This window comes from Ruegeria sp. AF1, from assembly GCF_056542125.1.
Window position 1 is genome coordinate 77,784 of record NZ_JBQFZG010000012.1, and the last position, 19,459, is coordinate 97,242.

Annotated in this window: 20 protein-coding genes; 11 read left to right on the forward strand and 9 right to left on the reverse strand. The window is 58.0% G+C overall.

The features are described from left to right. Positions 1-145 precede the first annotated feature (145 nt). A complete protein-coding gene (locus ACR0BK_RS15480; RefSeq protein ID WP_480555305.1) occupies positions 146-1,498 on the reverse strand; it encodes a mechanosensitive ion channel family protein in 1,353 nt (450 codons plus the stop codon). Between the two features lie 115 nt (positions 1,499-1,613). On the opposite strand from ACR0BK_RS15480, the gene ACR0BK_RS15485 reads away from it, so the two are divergent. The 4 genes from ACR0BK_RS15485 to leuD are packed head-to-tail and all read left to right on the forward strand — an operon-like array spanning position 1,614 to position 4,383. Further along, positions 1,614-1,709, forward strand: coding sequence for an isopropylmalate isomerase (locus tag ACR0BK_RS15485; RefSeq protein WP_245220657.1), 96 nt, complete (start codon positions 1,614-1,616; stop codon positions 1,707-1,709). A 43-nt stretch (positions 1,710-1,752) separates the two neighbouring features. After that, on the forward strand, positions 1,753-3,156 hold the full coding sequence (gene leuC / locus ACR0BK_RS15490) for a 3-isopropylmalate dehydratase large subunit (protein ID WP_480494511.1): 1,404 nt from the start codon (positions 1,753-1,755) through the stop codon (positions 3,154-3,156). Positions 3,157-3,193: 37 nt separating this feature from the next. After that, positions 3,194-3,736, forward strand: coding sequence for an HdeD family acid-resistance protein (locus ACR0BK_RS15495; protein WP_480520084.1), 543 nt, complete (start codon positions 3,194-3,196; stop codon positions 3,734-3,736). A gap of 41 nt (positions 3,737-3,777) precedes the next feature. Beyond that, positions 3,778-4,383, forward strand: coding sequence for a 3-isopropylmalate dehydratase small subunit (gene leuD / locus ACR0BK_RS15500; RefSeq protein WP_480520086.1), 606 nt, complete (start codon positions 3,778-3,780; stop codon positions 4,381-4,383). A gap of 24 nt (positions 4,384-4,407) precedes the next feature. Here leuD and ACR0BK_RS15505 read toward each other — a convergent pair whose 3' ends face one another. Continuing rightward, positions 4,408-4,611, reverse strand: coding sequence for a hypothetical protein (locus ACR0BK_RS15505; RefSeq protein WP_480474697.1), 204 nt, complete (start codon positions 4,609-4,611; stop codon positions 4,408-4,410). A gap of 104 nt (positions 4,612-4,715) precedes the next feature. On the opposite strand from ACR0BK_RS15505, the gene ACR0BK_RS15510 reads away from it, so the two are divergent. Further along, positions 4,716-5,546 carry a hypothetical protein gene (locus ACR0BK_RS15510; RefSeq protein WP_480474695.1) on the forward strand — a complete coding sequence of 277 codons (831 nt, stop codon included), beginning with the start codon at positions 4,716-4,718 and terminating at the stop codon, positions 5,544-5,546. Beyond that, entirely contained in the window at positions 5,543-6,571 is a 1,029-nt protein-coding gene (locus ACR0BK_RS15515) for an endonuclease/exonuclease/phosphatase family protein (RefSeq protein WP_480555307.1), read from the forward strand. The genes ACR0BK_RS15510 and ACR0BK_RS15515 overlap by 4 nt, the downstream gene beginning before the upstream one ends. Here the strand turns inward: ACR0BK_RS15515 and ACR0BK_RS15520 are convergent. Further along, positions 6,568-7,470 carry a Rossmann-fold NAD(P)-binding domain-containing protein gene (locus tag ACR0BK_RS15520; RefSeq protein WP_480555308.1) on the reverse strand — a complete coding sequence of 301 codons (903 nt, stop codon included), beginning with the start codon at positions 7,468-7,470 and terminating at the stop codon, positions 6,568-6,570. The genes ACR0BK_RS15515 and ACR0BK_RS15520 overlap by 4 nt on opposite strands. A gap of 84 nt (positions 7,471-7,554) precedes the next feature. On the opposite strand from ACR0BK_RS15520, the gene ACR0BK_RS15525 reads away from it, so the two are divergent. Further along, positions 7,555-8,448, forward strand: a complete 894-nt coding sequence (locus ACR0BK_RS15525; protein WP_480494501.1) for a LysR family transcriptional regulator — start codon at positions 7,555-7,557, stop codon at positions 8,446-8,448. Between the two features lie 3 nt (positions 8,449-8,451). Here ACR0BK_RS15525 and ACR0BK_RS15530 read toward each other — a convergent pair whose 3' ends face one another. Beyond that, complete coding sequence (locus ACR0BK_RS15530; protein WP_480555309.1) at positions 8,452-8,979, reverse strand: redoxin domain-containing protein; 528 nt, start codon at positions 8,977-8,979, stop codon at positions 8,452-8,454. A gap of 91 nt (positions 8,980-9,070) precedes the next feature. Between ACR0BK_RS15530 and leuB the strand changes: the two genes are divergently transcribed. Further along, positions 9,071-10,174, forward strand: a complete 1,104-nt coding sequence (gene leuB / locus ACR0BK_RS15535) for a 3-isopropylmalate dehydrogenase (protein WP_480555310.1) — start codon at positions 9,071-9,073, stop codon at positions 10,172-10,174. Between the two features lie 70 nt (positions 10,175-10,244). On the opposite strand, the gene ACR0BK_RS15540 is transcribed toward leuB, so the two are convergent. Then, positions 10,245-12,419, reverse strand: coding sequence for a transglycosylase domain-containing protein (locus ACR0BK_RS15540; protein ID WP_480555311.1), 2,175 nt, complete (start codon positions 12,417-12,419; stop codon positions 10,245-10,247). 259 nt (positions 12,420-12,678) lie between these two features. On the opposite strand from ACR0BK_RS15540, the gene ACR0BK_RS15545 reads away from it, so the two are divergent. Both ACR0BK_RS15545 and ACR0BK_RS15550 read left to right on the forward strand, forming a co-directional pair. Beyond that, a complete protein-coding gene (locus ACR0BK_RS15545; protein ID WP_117871083.1) occupies positions 12,679-13,017 on the forward strand; it encodes a P-II family nitrogen regulator in 339 nt (112 codons plus the stop codon). Positions 13,018-13,050: 33 nt separating this feature from the next. Further along, a complete protein-coding gene (locus ACR0BK_RS15550; protein ID WP_480474686.1) occupies positions 13,051-14,376 on the forward strand; it encodes an ammonium transporter in 1,326 nt (441 codons plus the stop codon). A gap of 72 nt (positions 14,377-14,448) precedes the next feature. Here the strand turns inward: ACR0BK_RS15550 and ACR0BK_RS15555 are convergent, their stop codons facing one another. From ACR0BK_RS15555 to ACR0BK_RS15570, 4 genes are all read right to left on the reverse strand, one after another. Next, positions 14,449-15,633, reverse strand: a complete 1,185-nt coding sequence (locus tag ACR0BK_RS15555; RefSeq protein ID WP_480474685.1) for an amino acid aminotransferase — start codon at positions 15,631-15,633, stop codon at positions 14,449-14,451. Next, positions 15,633-16,487 carry a 3-mercaptopyruvate sulfurtransferase gene (gene sseA, locus ACR0BK_RS15560; protein WP_480555312.1) on the reverse strand — a complete coding sequence of 285 codons (855 nt, stop codon included), beginning with the start codon at positions 16,485-16,487 and terminating at the stop codon, positions 15,633-15,635. The genes ACR0BK_RS15555 and sseA overlap by 1 nt, the downstream gene beginning before the upstream one ends. Before the next feature lie 93 nt (positions 16,488-16,580). Further along, positions 16,581-16,850 carry a CBU_0592 family membrane protein gene (locus ACR0BK_RS15565; protein ID WP_480555313.1) on the reverse strand — a complete coding sequence of 90 codons (270 nt, stop codon included), beginning with the start codon at positions 16,848-16,850 and terminating at the stop codon, positions 16,581-16,583. Beyond that, the gene (locus tag ACR0BK_RS15570) at positions 16,847-17,410 is read right to left on the reverse strand and encodes a helix-turn-helix domain-containing protein (protein WP_480555314.1); all 564 of its coding nucleotides are present in this window, start codon (positions 17,408-17,410) and stop codon (positions 16,847-16,849) included. Before ACR0BK_RS15570 ends, ACR0BK_RS15565 begins: the two co-directional genes overlap by 4 nt. A 108-nt stretch (positions 17,411-17,518) precedes the next feature. Here ACR0BK_RS15570 and ilvD point away from each other — a divergent pair, with 108 nt between their 5' ends. After that, positions 17,519-19,351 carry a dihydroxy-acid dehydratase gene (gene ilvD, locus ACR0BK_RS15575; protein WP_480494489.1) on the forward strand — a complete coding sequence of 611 codons (1,833 nt, stop codon included), beginning with the start codon at positions 17,519-17,521 and terminating at the stop codon, positions 19,349-19,351. Positions 19,352-19,459: the final 108 nt, after the last annotated feature.

The following is a 19,459-nucleotide window of genomic DNA, read 5'->3' on the forward strand; positions in this document are numbered from 1 at the left end:
GCGGGCAAACCCGCCTGTGTATGTAGAGACAGGACATAGTCCTCCTTTGCTGCGCGCCGCGAAACCCCGGCGCCGGGGTACTAATTAGGTAGCAAGGGGAATGCAACATTTCAATGAATGCACGCTGCAGGGCGTCCACAGACGCTTACTCTGTGATGATCTGTTGCGCAGTTGCGCCGTCCGACAACAGCCGGACTTCGCGCTGCGGGAAGGGGATCGAGATGCCTTCTTCCTTGAATGCGTCCCAAAGCGCCAGATAGACGTTGCCCCGGATATTGGTCAGCCCCTTTGTCGGGTCGCTGATCCAGAACCTCAGCACATAGTCCACGCTGCTGTCACCAAATCCGGTGATGTGGCAAACCGGTTCATGTTTGCCGCCGCTCAGGACCCGGGCAACCGCCTTTACCGCCATGATTGCGGTTGCGCGCACTTTATGCGGATCGTCGTCATAGCTGGTACCAAAATCCAGATCCAATCTCACGAACCGGTCGGAATGCGACCAGTTCACCACCTGGTTGGTAATCAGATCTTCGTTTGGGATCAGGTACTCGCGCCCGTCCCGTGTTACGACCGACACATATCGCGCGCCAAGCGAGTTGATCCAACCGAACGTATCCCCCAACGAGATCACATCGCCCGGCTTGATCGAGCGGTCCATCAGGATGATGATCCCCGATATCAGGTTCGACACCACTTTTTGCAAACCGAACCCGATACCCACGCCGATGGCGCCGGACAAAAGCGCGATGCCGGTCAGATCGAACCCTAACGTTCGGATCGCAGCCATAAAGACTGCCCCGTAAAGCAGGACCTGTATGCCTTTTGACAATAGCACCTGCATGGACGGGGTTATGTCGTCATTGCTTTGCAATGCGCGTTCGGCTGCGCGCGTGCCGATACGGGCCAGTGTCAGCAGGATGCCAATCAGCAATGTGGCTTTGAGAATACCAAGGGCCGAAATATGCAGGTCCCCGATGGAAATCGCCACTCCGTCAAGAAAACCCGCGACATCATCTGTCAGATTCAGCGCGACTAGCGTTGCGTAGATCCACATTGCCCACTTGAAAATCCGGCGAAGCGTGCGGTTTTGGACCAGTCTCGCGACCAGTGCTATTGCCAGCCATGCCGCCGCCAGCGTAGCTATCACCCCGATGATATAGCTGCGCGACGGCCAGGTGAGCTGCTGCATGATCAGATACAATGCCCACGAAAGCAGGATGAAGTAGACCAGCGCCAACCGCCGCATCAACTGTACCAGAACCCGGAGCCGCCATTTCGGCCATCCCGTGCGTGAACGGGCCCAGGCATCCCATCTAGACTGGGTCAGGAATTTCAGCAGCAAAGCCAGCGCCCACAGCAACAGGATGATGAGCAGTTGATATTGTCGCCAGCCCGGCGTGACGATCAGATCAAGCAGCTTTGCAAATTGCGCGGAAAAAGCCGCAACCATGTTGTTATAGAGGTCAGTCAGCGTACTTGGGATCAGGTCTTGGTTCATGCACGTCTCCTGCGGGCCAGCTTGAACAGCAATGCGGAGTGATGCAAGCCTGACACCGGTTTTGAACCTTGATTGCCGGAAGGGCGCGGTATATCTGAACCGCATGAGACTCAATGTGGCCCAACTTCAGAATCTGGAAGATCGCGCGCGCTTGCGTGAACGGTTCTTTGGCGCTGCCCGCACGGTTCTGGCGCGCCTATCCGTCGCCTGAGCCAACTCGCCAGCTATTTCTCATTACATACGGGAGAGGACCGATGTCCCCCAAGACACTCTATGACAAGATCTGGGATGCCCATGTCGCGCACGAAGCCGATGATGGAACCTGCCTGCTTTATATCGACCGCCATCTGGTGCACGAAGTCACCAGCCCACAGGCTTTTGAAGGGCTGCGCATGGCAGGCCGCAAGGTGCGCGCGCCGGAAAAGACCATCGCCGTACCGGACCACAACGTGCCGACCACGCCGGACCGCGTGAACGGGATCGAAAACCCGGAATCGCGCATTCAGGTCGAAGCGCTGGACAAGAACGCCAAGGATTTCGGCATTCACTACTACCCGGTGAATGACGTGCGCCAGGGCATTGTCCACATCGTTGGCCCGGAACAGGGCTGGACCCTGCCGGGTATGACCGTTGTCTGCGGCGACAGCCACACAGCGACCCATGGTGCATTCGGCGCGCTGGCTCACGGTATTGGTACGTCTGAGGTTGAGCATGTTCTGGCAACGCAAACGCTGATCCAGAAGAAGTCCAAGAACATGAAGGTGGAAATCACCGGTAAGTTGCAACCGGGCGTGACCGCTAAGGACATCACTCTGGCCGTAATCGGTGAGACCGGCACCGCTGGCGGTACCGGCTATGTCATCGAGTATTGCGGTGAAGCAATCCGTGATCTGTCGATGGAAGGTCGCATGACCGTCTGCAACATGGCAATCGAAGGCGGTGCTCGTGCCGGTCTGATCGCGCCGGATGAAACAACGTTCGACTACGTCAAAGGCCGCCCGCACGCGCCGAAAGGCGCGCAGTGGGAAGCGGCTCTGACATGGTGGAAAACGCTCTTTACTGATGAAGGCGCGCATTTCGACAAGGTCATCACCCTGCGCGGCGAAGACATCGCGCCGGTCGTGACCTGGGGCACCAGCCCCGAGGACGTTCTGCCGATCACCGCAACCGTCCCGAACCCCGAAGATTTCGAAGGTGGCAAAGTCGACGCGGCCCGCCGCTCCATTGAATACATGGGGCTGAAGGTCGGTCAGAAGCTGAGCGAAGTTGAGATCGACACTGTCTTTATCGGCTCGTGCACCAACGGCCGGATCGAGGACCTGCGTGCTGCCGCCGAGATTCTGAAGGGCAAAAAGATCAAGGACGGCATACGCGCCATGGTCGTTCCGGGCTCGGGTCTGGTCCGCGCGCAGGCCGAAGAAGAAGGTCTGGCGGATATCTTCAAAGAAGCCGGTTTCGAATGGCGTCTGGCAGGATGTTCGATGTGTCTGGCGATGAATCCCGACCAGTTGCAACCGGGTGAACGCTGCGCCGCGACTTCGAACCGCAACTTCGAAGGCCGTCAAGGCCGGGGCGGGCGTACCCACCTGCTGAGCCCGGCAATGGCCGCCGCAGCGGCAATCACAGGACGGCTGACAGACGTCCGTGAAATGATGTAAGCTGCCCTCATAACTGGATATTTGAGGGATTGAAGACATGAGTGACTGGACAAAATGGCTATTGCTTGGACTTCTGTCCATCATGTTCGGCATCTTTGTGCTGGGCGCACCGGTCGTGGCATCAATTACCGTGACGGTGGTCACAGGTGTATTGCTGCTGATTTCTGGCGCATTGCAGGTTGTTGGCGGCTTCACAGTCGAAGGGACCGGCAACAAGATACTGTCATTTATCATGGGTGTCGTGATGCTGTTTCTGGGCTGGTCCTTTCTGGATCACCCACTGCAAGGAACGCTGACGCTGGCAACCGTCTGCCTGATCCTGTTCATGGCTGGCGGCATTGCCCGAGTGATCCTATCGTTCCAGATGCGCGGAACACAGTATTTCTGGGCGACGCTGGTCTCGGGCATCATGTCAATTGTTCTGGCGATCCTGATCTGGCGCTTTGCCGCGATGGATCCTTCGGTGCTGCTGCAATTGCTGGGCATCCTGCTGGGGATCGAAATGATCTTTAACGGGCTCGGCCTTGTCTTCATGGCGTTCTTCGTCAAGGACGCTCCAAAAGAAACGAAACAAGCTTAACGCGGGGCCTGGGCGCGGCCCTCTCCCGCAGGAGTGTGAACATGGATAAGTTTGAAAAAGTCCACGGGGTGGCCGCCCCAATGCCGCTGATCAATATCGACACCGATATGATCATCCCGAAAGTGCACCTGAAAACCATCAAACGGTCCGGCCTGGGCATCGTTCTGTTCGACGAGATGCGTTATCACGATGACGGTCAGGAGAATGAAGAATTCGTCCTGAACAAGCCCGCCTATCGCGAGGCCGAGATTCTGGTTGCAGGCGACAACTTCGGCTGTGGGTCCTCGCGCGAACACGCGCCCTGGGCGATCAAGGATTTCGGCATCAAGGTCGTGATCTCGACCAGTTTTGCCGACATCTTCTTCAACAACTGTTTCAAGAACGGCATTCTGCCGATCGTTGTCGGGGCAGAACACCACGCGATCCTGATGGATGATGCGCATAAAGGCGAAAACGCCCGCATGACCGTACATCTGGAAGATCAGCAGATCACCACATCGGACGGCATCGTGATCGATTTCGAAATCGATCCTCACCGCAAGCACTGCCTGCTGAATGGTCTAGACGATATCGGGCTGACGATGGAAAAAGATCATCACATCGACAAGTTCGAGGATCACGCCAGTCAGGCCCGTCCCTGGGTGTGATTCTGGGGGCGAATCTGTGGATACTCAACCTGACGGGGTCGCCAAGGCGGCCCCGCTCGCATTCTTGGGGTTGATTTTTTGAAAACCACAACATGTGGGTATCAATTTGAGATACACGTCGGATTTGCGTCGAAAATGATGCAATACCGCACCAGTTGCGCCATCTTTTTGCCCGAAATCACGTGTTTTCTGCACCTCGGCTTGAGCAAAATGCCGCTTATCGTTCATGTTGGCGCTAAAGAGGATCCGTCAACGTCAGACGAAGCGACGGGCGCAAGTTGGAAACAAGTCGACAAAGATCGGCTGATCCGGTTTGAAAAAGGGTTCGGATAGTGATTGCGCGCACAACAGGGGCGGCTATACGCGGTATACTTGTTGCACTTATGGTGCTGACACCTGCGTTGTACCTGCCTGTCTCATCTACGAACGGGACCGAGATACTGGTCTTTCTCGCGATCCTCGCGTTTATCCTGACCTTTGCCGAATACAATTCCGCATTTCCCAGCTTTATCGAATTCCGCGACGCGCCCCCGGTCAATCGCCTTCGGTTTGTCGGCCTGATGTCGATGGTCACCTTTCTGACGCTGATCTGCAAAAACGCCTTTGAACCAACGCAGCTGACCACATTCTCTTATTCGGTTGGCCTGGCTGTCGCAAATGTGGTGGACTTCCCCTATTCTCCGGTGCGCCTCATCGTGCTGATGTTACCCCCGGATGCCAGCCACGCCTTGATCGAACTGGTCCGCATCACGGCCAGCGTGGCTTATGTTGCGGCTTTGGTCACGATTGTCAGCTTTGCCTATGCGGTCAGGGTTCGGGGATGGCCAACCGGCAATGGCGCCTTCAATGTGTGGACTAACTTGCCGCTGTTTGACCCGACCAAAGGGGGTGATGTCGTTACGCGCCTTCAAAGGGATGGCCGCCTGAACATCTGTATCGGCATTCTGCTGCCATTCCTCATTCCGGCGATTATCAAGTTGATGAGCAGTGTGATCGCCCCGATCTCCCTCGGGAATCCACAGACCTTGATCTGGACCATGAGCGCATGGGCCTTCCTGCCCGCCAGCATGATCATGCGCGGCATGGCGACCCTCAGGATCGCGGGCTTGATCATGGAAAAACGCCGCGCCTATTCGACCAGCGAGTCAACACAGACCGCATGATCCGCATCTTGTGTCTGCTATGGCTGCCCTTTGCGGCACAGGCAGAAGTCGTGCGCATTGCCACCTATAATACCGAGCTTAGCAGAAATGGTCCCGGTTTGTTGCTTCGCGACATTCAACGCGATGACGCGCAGGTTCTGGCCGTTGTCGACGTTATTGCGTCGGCGCGCCCTGACATAATCGCCCTTCAGGGTATCGACTGGGATCTGAACAATACCGCTGTAATCGCCCTGATTGGGAAACTGCGCAACGCGGGGCTTGATTATGGATATTACCTTGCCACACAACCCAATGCCGGCCTGGAAACCTCGCTTGATCTGGACGGTGATGACAAGACCCAAGGCCCCGGCGACGCGCAAGGCTGGGGGCAGTTCACCGGTCAGGGTGGGTTGGCGTTGTTGTCGCGATACGAAATTATCACCGCCGAGGTTCAGGATTATTCCGAACTGTTGTGGCGCAGTTTACCGGGCGCCACCCTGCCTGGCGTAAACGGGCACCCCTTCCCGTCTGACGCGGCACATCAGATACAACGCCTGTCTTCGACCGCACACTGGGTTGTACCGATCGAAACCCCTTATGGGCGGCTCAACTTGATGACCTTTCATGCGACGCCACCCGTTTTCGATGGGCCCGAGGATCGAAATGGCTTGCGCAATCAGGATGAGATCCGGCTCTGGTCCGTTTTACTGAACGGTGAACTGGGGCCAGTCCCCGAAAGTCCCTTTTTGATCGCCGGCGATGCCAACCTTGACCCAACGCGTGGGGAGGGCCGTAAACAGGCCATTCAGTCCCTTCTGGCCCATCCCCGTCTGCAAGACCCGCTGCCGAAAGACCAGTCAGGCTCGACCTCAACGGTCGCTTGGAAGGCCACGGGTGAAATGCGCGTGGATTATGTGTTGCCGTCCGCCGACCTGCGCATTTCGGACGCCGGTGTGACGTGGCCGGAAGAAGGCAGCAAGCTATACGAATCTGCCCTACGTGCCAGCAGGCACCGATTGGTCTGGGTTGACGTCACCCTGCCTTAAGGCGTGACCGACTCTCCGTTCGCATAGGGCAAAGCCACAAGGCTGGGAGAGATCGCAGAACGCAATGCATCATCCAGATCTGTCTGATACACAGAACCCAGCAACTCGGTCAGGTACGATCCGTCCAACTGGTGCGGCACCTGCCACAGATACCGCATTTCAATCAGGTGTGAGGACATGCGCCAGAATGGTCGCGCCAGCTGCAATGGCCACCATTGCATCGGCTTCACGAATATGTCCCGTCCTGTCACTCTCGACAAAGACTGCGCGATCTCAGTTCCAGTCAGAGTATAGCCAGCGAAAGGAACATCGCAGAACCGCGGCAGATCCTTTCGGATTTCACACAGCGCGACTGCAGTTTGTGCAAGATCTGGCAGATAGGCCCAGGCGTGCAGGGCCTCCGGGTCTCCGGGATACACGAACTGATTGCGCGACAGATGCTTGATCATGACCTGATCGAACCAGTTTCCTGATGCCTCTGTGTCAATAAAATCGCCCGCACGCAGAAGGATCGTACGGACGGTTGAAGCGCGATACGCCTCCTCCATCTCGATCCGGATACGGCCAAGCGGATTGGTGGCCAAGTGCGGTGTAAGGCCGGACCATGGGCCTTGCGTGCCCGGTCCAAAAACGTAGACGTTTCCGGGAACCAGTACGGTGGCTCCGGTCTCGGACGCGGCGTCTATCACACGTCTGGTCAGGTCGGGCATTTCACGCGACCAATCAGGATAGAGCGGGTTCCACCCGTTTACGATGACATCCACCCCTTTTGCCGCCTGGGAAAGAGAACCGGACCCGCGACGGAATGTCTGCACGGCCCAGCCTGCATTCCGAAACGCCTTTGCAGCATTGCGCCCAAACCGGCCCGATGCGCCGAGTATCAGTGCAGTTTGTGTCATTGATGCCTCCTGTTTCAGACCAATCTATCCATTCAATGCACGTATTGAATTGCCGAGAAATGCAGAATGTGTATTCAATTTTGAATGGATAAAGCACTGACACATGCGGATTGGTCTCTGATCCAGAGCTTTCTGGCCGTGGCCGAAACGGGGTCCCTGTCCGCCGCTGCACGGCATCTTGATCGCAGCCAGCCCACATTGGGACGACAAGTACAAAGCCTTGAGACCGAACTGGGCGTATCCTTGTTCGACCGGCACGCGCGCGGCCTGAAACTGAGCGTGGCAGGTTCCCAGCTTTTGCCGATGGCGCAGCAAATGCACAGCGCCATGACTGCATTCAGCCTTGCCGCCGCAGGGCAGTCGCAGCAACTTGAAGGCTCGGTCCGCATCACCGCTTCGGTCTTCGCGTCGCATCACCTGCTGCCACCGATTCTGGCGTATATCCGAAGGCAGGAACCCGCCATTCAACTTGAGCTGGTCGCCACAGACACCACGGAAAACCTGTTATACCGCGAGGCGGATATTGCCGTTCGCATGTATCGCCCGGCGCAGATGGATATCATTTCGCGATATCTGGGGGAGGTGCCGCTATGCTTTTGCGCGGCCAAGTCCTATCTCGACCGTAGGGGACGCCCCAAGACACCCGAAGAACTTTTTTCCCACGACCTAGTGGGGTTTGACGCCAATCAGGAAATCATCAAGGCCATGCGCGAAAAAGGGTGGCCCGCAAGCCGCAACAGTTTTGCGACCCGCTGTGATCTGCAAAGCGCCTATTGGGAATTGATCCGCGCGGGATGCGGCATTGGCTTCAGCCAGGTCCAGATGGCCGAAGCCGACCCGGATGTCGAAATCTTGCCGCTGGATGTTGAAATCCCGGTTCTGCCCGTGTGGTTGGCTGCGCCGCAGGCCATGCGCCAGACCCCGCGTATCCGCAGGGTCTGGGATTTGTTGGCAGAAGGGCTCAAAGCCTCTCTTTGAGCGTCAAAGTGGGCCGGTATAAGTTCCACGCGCGGGATAGTTGTTGCCCAAAGTGAACTTCAGACCACCCGCGATATCCGACATCGACGGGCGACCGAAAGGCGTGGTCTGTCGCCAAGCATAGTACAGCGTCCGGTCAGGTGCGATGTAGAAATGTCCGGGCTCTGCGAACAGGTCTGGTTCGGCACTGCCTTCGCGCTTGGTCGAGATGTTCAGCCCCCAACCCTCCCGCGCCTCAGACAGGGGCAGGCTGTGGCCTACGCGTAAGCGGGAAACATTGGCTTTTACGGCGGTTTCAGCGGCACGTTCGGCGGTATCGGTGGTGATCATGATAACCTCGACACCCAGCGCCGCGAAATCGTCCAGCGCCGCCTCGGCCTCGGTCATCTGTCTGATGCAGATCGGGCAATGCAATCCGCGATATTGAATCACCAGCGTTCCGTTTTCGCCCTTGTTGGTCTCAAGGTCGAAACTGCCATGGGCGACGGTTTCAATTTTCAGTGCAGGAACCGGATTTCCAGGTGTCAGCATGTATTTTCCTTGTGTTTTGACAGGTCTGTCTCATTGACCCGATGCTGCGCAGACGCTAGGGCCTGTGCAACAAAACGCAAGGAGACCCTTCATGCCCAACCCCTCGCTCCTCATCCTGCCCGGAGACGGAATTGGCCCAGAAGTTATGGCCGAAGTGCGCAGAATCATCGATTGGTTCGGTGCCAATCGTGGTCTTCAATTTGACGTGAGCGAGGATCTGGTGGGCGGTGCCGCTTATGACGCCCACGGCAAGCCTCTCTCCGATGAGACCATGGCAAAGGCGCAAGAGGTTGACGCGGTTTTGCTGGGCGCTGTCGGCGGTCCGAAATACGACGATCTGGATTTCAGCCTGAAGCCCGAGCGTGGCCTGCTGCGCCTGCGCAAGGAAATGGACCTGTATTCGAACCTGCGCCCCGCGCAGTGTTTTGACGCGCTTGCCGATTTCTCGTCGCTAAAGAAAGACATCGTTGCCGGTCTCGACATCATGATCGTCCGCGAACTGACGTCGGGCGTCTATTTCGGTGAGCCGCGCGGCATCTTCGAGGAAGGCAACGAACGCGTCGGCATCAACACCCAGCGTTACACCGAATCCGAGATCGAACGTGCCGCGCGCTCGGCTTTCGAACTGGCAATGCGCCGCAACAAAAAGCTGTGCTCGATGGAAAAAGCCAACGTGATGGAATCGGGCATCCTGTGGCGCGAAGTCGTCACCCGCGTCGCAGCGGACTACCCCGAAGTTGAACTGAGCCATATGTACGCCGACAACGGCGCGATGCAGCTTGTGCGCGCTCCGAAACAGTTTGATGTGATCCTGACCGACAACCTGTTCGGCGACATCCTGTCCGACTGCGCCGCGATGCTGACCGGGTCGCTGGGCATGTTGCCTTCGGCCTCTCTGGGCGCGCCGATGGCCAATGGTCGACCCAAGGCAATGTATGAACCCGTCCACGGCTCGGCTCCGGACATCGCGGGTCAGGGCAAAGCCAACCCGATCGCCTGTATCCTGAGCTTTGCCATGGCCCTGCGCTACAGCTTTGATCAGGGCGAAGAAGCGGATCGTCTGGAGGCCGCGATCGAGAAAGTACTGGCCGATGGTGTACGCACCGGCGACCTGCTCGCAGAGGAGGGCGTTCAGCCCGTATCAACCACTGAAATGGGCGACGCGATCCTTGCGGCCTTGGATGCCAGCGTCTGAAACACGCAATTAGCGAAATGGCAAAAAGGCGGTGCCCAGTGCACCGCCTTTTTTTCCACCAAAGAAGGCTTTAGTTTCCGCCAAAAATATTCTTCAGCAGATTGTTGATGTCCTCGGCAAAACCTCCGCGCTTTCGACGCGGCTGTGGCTGTGCGACCTGAACCGGCGGTGCTGGTGCCATCATCGGCAAGGGTGTGGGTGTCATCCCTTCGGTGACACGCAGCATGGTTTCTCTCCAGATTTCCGCGGGCAAACCGCCGCCGGTCACACCAGACAGGGGCGTGTTGTCGTCATACCCCATCCAAACACCGGTTACATAGTCCGCAGTAAACCCGATGAACCACGCATCGCGCGCTGCCTGGGTTGTGCCTGTTTTGCCCGCGACCTGCCAGCCGGGCAACTTGGCCCGTCCACCTGTGCCTTCGGACACCACACGTTCCATCATCCATGTCAGTTGCTTGGCAGCCGCGTCGTTGATCACCCGTTCACCGATACCGGTTGTCGTGACCATGACAGGTGCTTCATCACCCAGCAGCTTCAGCTCGGTCAGGCCATAAGGTTCGACGGCAGAGCCACCGTTCAGAATACCTGCATAAGCCCCCGTCATCTCAATCAGCGTGCTTTCCGATGCGCCCAGCGCCAAAGCAGGTCCTTGCGCCAGATCGCTGGCAATCCCAAAACCACTGGCCACCGTGCGGACGTTATCCAAGCCCGATATCTCAGCAACTTTCACCGCCGGAATATTCAACGAATTCTTCAACGCATCCGCCAGTGACACGCGCCCGTAGTACTTGTTGGTATAGTTCTTGGGGCACCATTGACCGGACCCGGGAATGTCCACGCAGTAAGGTTCATCCATCACCGTATCCAGCGGGGAATAGCCGAGTTCCAGCGCGGTGGCATAGACAAATGGTTTGAAAGACGAACCGGTTTGGCGCTTGGCGATGGTGGCCCTGTTGAACACCCCGGCAACCCGTGTTTCTCGGCCGCCGACCATTGCTCTTACCGCTCCGTCCGCGGACATAACCACGATGGCCGCCTGCGCCTTGGAGCCTTCGCGCACCTTTTCCTGAAAGATGAATTGCAAAGCCTCTTCCGCCGATCGCTGAATCCGCTGATCCAAAGTCGTCTGGATTACAACATCTTCGGTTGTGTTGTCGCCAAAATAACTGGGAAGTTCCGAAACAACCCAATCTGCGAAATAACCGCCCGCTCGGGCAGCTGCCGCTTCAGACAGTTGCGCCGGTCGCGTACGCGCTTCGCTGGCCTGTGCGGCGGTCAGATATCCCTGATCCTCCATCAGACCGATCACCAGCCGCGCCCGATCCTGAGACCGTTGCAGGTTGTTGGTCGGTGCATAGCGTGTAGGCGCAACCAGCAGACCAGCCAGCATCGCGGCCTCTGCGGGCGAAACCTCGGCGGCGGATTTTCCAAAGTAGCGCTGGCTTGCGGCTTCGAACCCACGCGCGCCTGCGCCAAGAAAGGCACGGTTCAGGTAGATCGTCAGAACCTCGTCCTTGGAGTATTTCACCTCCATCGCCAGCGCATAGACGGCTTCCTTGGCCTTGCGCCACAAGGAGCCCTGACGGCAGTCGGCCTCATACGCGGCCTCAGAGTCCCAGTCACTGGGATCATAGGGAACGCCCAGACACAGGAGTTTCGCGGTCTGTTGCGTGATTGTCGACCCGCCATGCCCCGACAAAGGCCCGCGGCCTTCGCTCAGGTTGATGCTGACCGCGCTGGCGACGCCACGCGGGCTGACCCCGAAATGCCGGTAAAATCGCTTGTCTTCGGTTGCGACAACCGCGTTTTTCAGATGCGGAGAGACGGTATCGGCCGTGATCACTCCACCAAACTGATCGCCACGCCAGGCAAAGACCTTGCCATCACGATCCAGCAAGGTCACGGAACCCCGCGCGCGCCCATCCAGCAAGGCATCGACATCCGGCAACGTGGCGTAAACGATACCCACCGCCAGCGCGAGCAGCATGGCCGAAATCGCACCGACACGCCAGGTCAATCCCCAGATCAACCGCCAGATCCATCGGAACAAACGGCGAAAGATACCACCGCCTTTACCCCCTGATGACTTGCGGGTTTTCCTGCGCGTGGTTTTGCGCGTGGTCGGTTTGCGCACCGTCGATTTCTTGCCCGCCGTGCTTTTGGTCGCAGCCAGTTTTCGGCCCTTCGAAGGGTACCGTTTATCCGCGACCAATGTCGGCTTGCGGCGCTTGGACTCAGTCATGCTCAAACTCTGCCCGGTTATACTTTTTGGTCACCATACCTCGACAACCGCAGTATGTAGAGGTCCGAATTTCCGGAATTTCCCCTCTCTATAGCGCTCATTTATTGGGCACAATGCCCAAGTTGTGCAAAAAATGTGCAACTTTGCATTACTTCCCGGCAGGTTTTGACCCCGAAAGCGTTTCTTACTGCGTCGCGGCGCGCTTTTTTTCTGCAGGTGCAAACAAGCCGGTCCCACCGGACAACCAGAGGGGAAAGACGTGAAACTGATCATTGCGACAATCAAGCCGTTCAAGCTGGAGGAGGTGCGCGAAGCTCTGACCGAGGCTGGCGTGCGCGGCATGATGGTAACCGAGATCAAGGGCTTCGGCTCGCAGTCCGGTCACACCGAAATCTATCGTGGGGCCGAATATGCGGTGAACTTCGTGCCCAAGATCAAGCTTGAGATCGTGGTGCCTGCGACAATGGCCGACCAGATCGTCGAGACGATCACCAAAACCGCCAAGACCGGCAAGATCGGTGACGGCAAGATTTTTGTCCTCGATGTCGAACAGGCGCTGCGTGTGCGTACCGGGGAAACCAACGAGGACGCGCTGTAAGCGCGCCCACTCACAATCATTCGAGGACTGACAATGAACCTGATGAAATCTCTCATCCCTGCCGCCGCCATTGTTGCGCTGCCGCAGATGGGTCTTGCGCAAGAGGCCGCTGCAACCGGCGAAGCGGCACAGCACACCCAGTACATCTTTACCACGCTGCTGTTTCTGATGGCGGGCTTTCTTGTTTTCTTCATGGCCGCAGGTTTTGCCATGCTGGAAGGCGGTCTGGTACGATCCAAGAACGTTGCCATGCAGATGATCAAGAACGTAGCATTGTTTTCATTTGCCGCAATCATGTACTGGCTGATCGGGTTCAATCTGATGTATCCCGGCGACGGCTGGTCCATCACGGGCTGGCTTGGCCCGTTCTTCTCGACCACAACGCTTGATGCGGTTGGTGTTGCGCCGGCGGATGCGGCACTGGACTATGCTTCGGTCGGTTCGGACTTCTTCTTCCAGCTTGTGTTCGTGGCCGCGACTGCGTCCATCGTGTCGGGCGCCGTGGCGGAACGGATCAAGCTTTGGCCCTTTCTGATCTTCGTCATCGTGCTGACAGGCATCATGTACCCGATTTCCGGTTCGTGGAAATGGGGTGGCGGCTGGTTGGATGCCAAGGGCTTCTCGGACTTTGCCGGTTCGACCATCGTACACTCGGTCGGTGGCTGGGCTGCGCTGGCAGGGGCCCTTATCTTAGGCCCGCGGATCGGCAAGTACAAAGATGGCAAAGTTCACCCAATGCCCGGCTCTAACCTGGCGCTGGCAACACTGGGGACGTTCATCCTGTGGCTGGGCTGGTTCGGGTTCAACGGCGGCTCGCAACTGGCGATGGGAACAGTGGGCGATGTATCGGACGTGTCACGCATCTTCGCCAACACCAACATGGCGGCTGCTTCGGGCTCGGTTGCAGCGCTGGTCCTGACCCAGGTTCTGTACAAGAAGCCCGACCTGACGATGGTGCTGAACGGCGCACTGGCGGGTCTGGTCTCGATCACGGCCGAACCGCTGGCCCCGACCCTGTTCGGTGCCCTGTGGATCGGTGCCGTGGGTGGTATCATCGTGGTCTTCGCGGTCCCGATGCTGGACAAGTTCAAGATCGATGATGTTGTCGGTGCCATCCCGGTTCACCTGTTCTGTGGCATCTGGGGTACCATCGCCGTCGTCTTCTACGGTGACGCGAGTCTGGGCGCGCAGCTACTGGGCATCGCCGCATACGGCGTTTTCACCTTTGTCGGCGCACTGTTCCTGTGGACGATACTGAAATCCACCGTCGGCATCCGTGTCAGCGAAGAGGATGAGATCAACGGCCTCGACATGGCTGAACTGGGAATGGAAGCATATCCCGAATTCTCGAAAGGCTAAGCCTTGCCTTCACCTGACAAAAAAACCCGGGCGTTCGCGCCCGGGTTTTCGTTTCGAATGTCGCGTCGGCATCTAAACCCCGACATCCACAATTGCTTTGGCCAAAATCGGCACAGTCACTGCGTTCAGCCCAGCAATGTTCAGTCGACTGTCACCGACCATGTAGATACCGTGTTCAACGCGCAGTTTCTCGACCAGTTCCGGTGCCGCCCCAAGGCGTGAGAACATGCCGCGGTGCTGGGCGATGAACCCAAACCGGTCGGATCCGGCCAGACGCTGCAACTCGTCAGCCAGTTGCTGGCGCAGGCCCAGCATGGAGAGGCGAACCTCTTCCAGCTCAGTTGCCCAGTCTGCCCGCAACGCCTCATCCATAAGAATGGTCGTCACCACGCGCGCGCCGTGGTCCGGCGGGAAGGAGTAGTTCTGGCGATTCAAAAACGCCAGTGTGGCCTGATTCAATGCGGTTTCAGCCGCGTTGTCACTGACGGCCATCAGCAACCCGGTGCGCTCACGATAGACGCCGAAATTCTTCGAACATGACGCCGCAATCAGGCATTCCTTGACCGATGAGGCCACCAGCCGCACGCCTTGCGCATCCTCTTCCAGACCGTCACCGAAACCCTGATAGGCAATGTCGATCATCGCAACGAGGCCCAGCGCATTGATCAGGTTCACGACCTCCTGCCATTGCACCATGTTCAGATTGGCACCGGTCGGATTATGGCAGCAGCCATGCAGCAAAACCACGTCACCCGCTTTGGCGGTTTTCAGGTCTGCGATCAGCCCGTCGAAATCGACGCCCCGGGTCTCTTCATCGAAGTAACGATACTGAACCGTTTCCATCCCCAGATAATTCAGGATCGACAGGTGGTTGGGCCAGGTCGGGTTCGACACAAACACGCGTGCCGAAGAGTTCGCCATCCGGATCAACTCGAACGCCTGACGGCAGGCACCGGTGCCTCCGGGTGTCGCCACTGCGGCGATGTTGCCGCGTGGCACAGAAGTACCCAAGATCAATCCGATCATCGCATCCGCATAGGCCGGATCACCGGCCAGACCGGTATAGGCCTTGGTTTCCTGCTCTTCCCAGATACGCTGTTCGGCGGCTTTCACCGCGCGCATCACCGGCGTCACGCCTTCGGCATTCTTGTAGACACCAACACCCAGATCGATTTTCTGATCGCGCGGGTCTTCGCGGTACATCTGCATCAGCGCCAGAATCTTGTCGGCAGGCTGCGGTTTCAGGTTCTCGAACATCAGTTCTCTCCGGTTGCGACGGGCAGGGTCGGGAAGGCACCCCATTCAGCCCAGGAGCCGTCATAAAGCGAGTGGTCTTTCTTGCCCATGCGTTCCAACGCAAGGCTGAGAATCGCGGCCGTGACGCCCGAACCGCAAGAGGTGATCGCCGGCTTCGACAGATCGACGCCCGCAGCCTCGAATATGGCGCGGCAGTCCTCGGGCGACTTCATTGTTCCGCTGGCGTTCAACAACTGCCCAAAGGGCACATTGCGCGAGCCCGGAATATGGCCCGAACGCAGCCCTTCGCGCGGCTCGGGTGCGGTTCCGGCAAATCGGTCGGCCGAGCGGGCATCGATGATTTCGTGATCCGCCAGCTTGGCGGCGGCGGAAACTTGCGTGACGTCCCGGACAAGTTGGTTTTGCACGCGAACGGTCATGTGGCGGTCGCGAATGACCGGAGGCAGATCCTCGATCTCGCGCCCCTCGGCCTGCCATTTTGGCAAACCCCCATCCAGAACCGCGATGTTTTCCTGACCCATCAGACGGAACACCCACCAAACGCGCGCTGCGGACATCAGCCCGGCACCATCATAAACCACAACCTGATGACCATCACCGACACCCATGGCCCGCAGGCGTGACATGAATTTTTCGACCGGTGGCGCCATATGAGGCAAGTCGGAACGGTGATCTGATATCTCATCAATATCAAAGAACCGTGCTCCGGGGATATGCCCGGCATCATATTCGGCCTTGGCATCACGGTTTTGCGCGGGCAAATACCACGACCCGTCCAGAATCCGCAGATCCGGGTCTTTCATATGCGCGGCCAGCCATTCGGTGGATACGAGGGTTTTTGGATCGTCCTGCATCAAAGCCTCCCCTAAGCGAGCTTGGGGTTTCCCTATACCCCGTGGCATGGGCGTTCAAGGCTGGATAGCGCTAGCGCTTGTTAACCGCTGGATTTATCGCGCCTTGCGCAGGCGGAAATGCTGGATGATGCCGATGACACTGATCACAATCCAGAACCCTTCGATCAGCATCGAGGCCAGATTGAAATTCTCAAGCAGCGAAAAGACGATCAAGACAGACCCCAGCAGGTTGATCATCGGAAAGGCCAGATCATCGGAATTCATCATCCGCATCTGCGTCGCGAAATACGCGGCCACCACGATCAGCGCCCCGAATGAGCCGATGGCATCCACGATGGTAAGCGTGTCAAAAATAGCCGTCATGTCTGGGCCGTGCCGTTTTCAGGAGATTCAGTGTGTTGCGCATAGTGATGCATATTCAGAAACGCGGCCCCCTGCGAACCAGCACGATACCCGTGCGGCAGGTCCGCAGCAAAGCGCAACCCCTGCCCGGCCTGCAACGGCACCCATTCCTCGCCACGCAGGATTTCCAAAGTGCCGCTGAGGACAAATACTTCCTCGGTCACCCCGGCGGCATGAGCCGGGGATTCGTGGCTTTGGTTCGCGGCAAGGTTCACATGAAAGGTCTCGGCACCCAGCGCGGGATCGAAGGGAAAGACAATCTTGACCTCGATACTGCCGGGAAAGGTTACAGTCTGAAAGACCGATGGATCGCCCAGAGTCGTGTCGATCAACCCGCTGAGCGGTATCTGAAAGCCCTTGGCGATTTTCCAAAGCGTCGCGATCGTTGGGCTTGATTCGCCGCGTTCAATCTGGCCCAGCATGGCTTTGCTGACACCGGTCATCTCGGCGACTCTGGACAGGCTCAACCCCGAGGCTGCCCGCACATCCCGTAATTTCAGCGTAATGTCGTCCATAGCCATACCCGCGCTCTGCGATTTACCTTGTACGTTATAACGCACATGTGCTACGTGCGCTATAACGTACGAACCCCGAATTATGCAACCCGAGGCAACAGGGAAAACAGCATCATGCCATTGTACCGATCCAGAACCTCTACCCATGGCCGCAATATGGCTGGCGCACGCGGCCTTTGGCGGGCCACAGGTATGGGTGATGACGATTTCGGCAAACCTATCATCGCCATCGTCAACTCGTTCACCCAGTTTGTGCCGGGTCACGTGCATCTGAAGGACCTGGGCCAGATGGTCGCGCGCGAGGTCGAAGCCGCAGGTGGTGTGGCGAAAGAGTTCAACACGATCGCTGTGGATGACGGCATCGCCATGGGCCATGACGGGATGCTGTATTCGCTGCCCTCACGCGAAGTGATAGCCGATTCGGTCGAATATATGGTCAACGCCCATTGTGCGGACGCGATGGTCTGCATTTCGAACTGCGACAAGATTACCCCGGGTATGCTGATGGCCGCCATGCGTCTGAACATCCCCGCCATTTTCGTCTCGGGCGGTCCGATGGAGGCCGGCAAGATCGATATTGCCGATCTGGAAGCCAAGAAGATTGACCTGGTGGACGCGATGGTCGCCGCCGCAGATGACAAGTTCACTGACGAACAGGTTCAGCACATCGAAGAAAACGCCTGTCCCACGTGTGGCTCATGTTCGGGCATGTTCACTGCGAACTCGATGAACTGTCTGGCCGAGGCGCTGGGTCTTGCCCTGCCGGGCAATGGGTCGACTCTGGCGACACACGCAGACCGCAAAGAACTGTTCCTTGAGGCTGGCCGCCGGATCGTCGAGATCACCAAGCGCCATTACGATCTGGACGAAAAAGGCTTTCTGCCCCGTGAGATTGCCACCTTTGATGCATTCGAAAATGCCATGAGCCTCGATATCGCCATGGGTGGATCAACCAACACGGTGCTGCACCTGCTGGCCATCGCGCATGAGGGTGAAGTTGACTTCACAATGGCCGATATGGACCGCCTCAGCCGTCGTGTTCCCTGCCTCTGCAAAGTCGCGCCCAATATCGAGAATGTGCATATGGAAGACGTCCACCGTGCCGGTGGTATCTTCTCGATCCTGGGTGAGCTCAGCCGCGCGGGCCTGCTGCACAACGAATGCAGCACGGTGCACTCGGCCACGATGGGCGAGGCGATTGCCAACTGGGACATCACCATCGCCAACAACCCCAAGGCACAGGAACTGTTCAAGGCCGCCCCCGGCGGTGTGCGTACCACACAGGCATTCAGCCAGTCGAACCGGTTCAAGGAACTGGACACCGATCGCCAAGGCGGCGTGATCCGGTCCAAGGAACACGCATTCAGTCAGGATGGCGGTCTGGCGGTTCTGTTCGGCAACATTGCCCGCGACGGCTGTATCGTGAAAACCGCTGGTGTGGATGCCAATATCCTGCAATTCACCGGCTCGGCCTACGTATGCGAAAGCCAGGATCAGGCTGTTAGCGACATTCTCACCGGCAAGGTGAAAGAGGGCGACGTAGTGGTGATCCGCTATGAAGGCCCGCGTGGCGGTCCGGGGATGCAGGAAATGCTGTACCCAACGTCTTACCTGAAGTCGAAGGGTCTTGGCAAAGCCTGCGCCCTGCTGACCGACGGGCGGTTTTCGGGCGGCACTTCCGGTCTGTCGATCGGCCATGTCTCGCCCGAGGCGGCCGAAGGCGGAGAGATTGGTCTGGTACAGAATGGCGACACGATTGAAATCGACATCCCCAACCGCTCGATCAATCTGGCCGTCTCAGATGAAGAGCTTGCGGCCCGGCGCGAAGCACAGGACGCAAAGGGCTGGGTGCCTGCTGCGCCGCGCAAACGCAAGGTGTCTACTGCGCTGAAGGCCTATGCGAAACTGACCACCAGCGCGGCAAAAGGAGCCGTGCGCCAGGTCTAAACCGATAGATTACCGGTCTGCTGACGCGGCAGACCGGTAAGTCGATCATGCATAGGCGCACCAGGGCGCAACCAGATTAAATGTTTCGCAAGAAACGTTGACGATGGA

Bases quoted from the DNA above. Each gene is read 5' to 3' on its own strand.
- ACR0BK_RS15480 (WP_480555305.1), bottom strand. From the start codon at position 1,498: ATGAACCAAGACCTGATCCCAAGTACGCTGACTGACCTCTATAACAAC.
- leuC (WP_480494511.1), top strand. From the start codon at position 1,753: ATGTCCCCCAAGACACTCTATGACAAGATCTGGGATGCCCATGTCGCG.
- ACR0BK_RS15495 (WP_480520084.1), top strand. From the start codon at position 3,194: ATGAGTGACTGGACAAAATGGCTATTGCTTGGACTTCTGTCCATCATG.
- leuD (WP_480520086.1), top strand. From the start codon at position 3,778: ATGGATAAGTTTGAAAAAGTCCACGGGGTGGCCGCCCCAATGCCGCTG.
- ACR0BK_RS15505 (WP_480474697.1), bottom strand. From the start codon at position 4,611: ATGAACGATAAGCGGCATTTTGCTCAAGCCGAGGTGCAGAAAACACGT.
- ACR0BK_RS15515 (WP_480555307.1), top strand. From the start codon at position 5,543: ATGATCCGCATCTTGTGTCTGCTATGGCTGCCCTTTGCGGCACAGGCA.
- ACR0BK_RS15520 (WP_480555308.1), bottom strand. From the start codon at position 7,470: ATGACACAAACTGCACTGATACTCGGCGCATCGGGCCGGTTTGGGCGC.
- ACR0BK_RS15525 (WP_480494501.1), top strand. From the start codon at position 7,555: ATGGATAAAGCACTGACACATGCGGATTGGTCTCTGATCCAGAGCTTT.
- ACR0BK_RS15530 (WP_480555309.1), bottom strand. From the start codon at position 8,979: ATGCTGACACCTGGAAATCCGGTTCCTGCACTGAAAATTGAAACCGTC.
- leuB (WP_480555310.1), top strand. From the start codon at position 9,071: ATGCCCAACCCCTCGCTCCTCATCCTGCCCGGAGACGGAATTGGCCCA.
- ACR0BK_RS15540 (WP_480555311.1), bottom strand. From the start codon at position 12,419: ATGACTGAGTCCAAGCGCCGCAAGCCGACATTGGTCGCGGATAAACGG.
- ACR0BK_RS15550 (WP_480474686.1), top strand. From the start codon at position 13,051: ATGAACCTGATGAAATCTCTCATCCCTGCCGCCGCCATTGTTGCGCTG.
- ACR0BK_RS15555 (WP_480474685.1), bottom strand. From the start codon at position 15,633: ATGTTCGAGAACCTGAAACCGCAGCCTGCCGACAAGATTCTGGCGCTG.
- sseA (WP_480555312.1), bottom strand. From the start codon at position 16,487: ATGCAGGACGATCCAAAAACCCTCGTATCCACCGAATGGCTGGCCGCG.
- ACR0BK_RS15565 (WP_480555313.1), bottom strand. From the start codon at position 16,850: ATGACGGCTATTTTTGACACGCTTACCATCGTGGATGCCATCGGCTCA.
- ACR0BK_RS15570 (WP_480555314.1), bottom strand. From the start codon at position 17,410: ATGGCTATGGACGACATTACGCTGAAATTACGGGATGTGCGGGCAGCC.
- ilvD (WP_480494489.1), top strand. From the start codon at position 17,519: ATGCCATTGTACCGATCCAGAACCTCTACCCATGGCCGCAATATGGCT.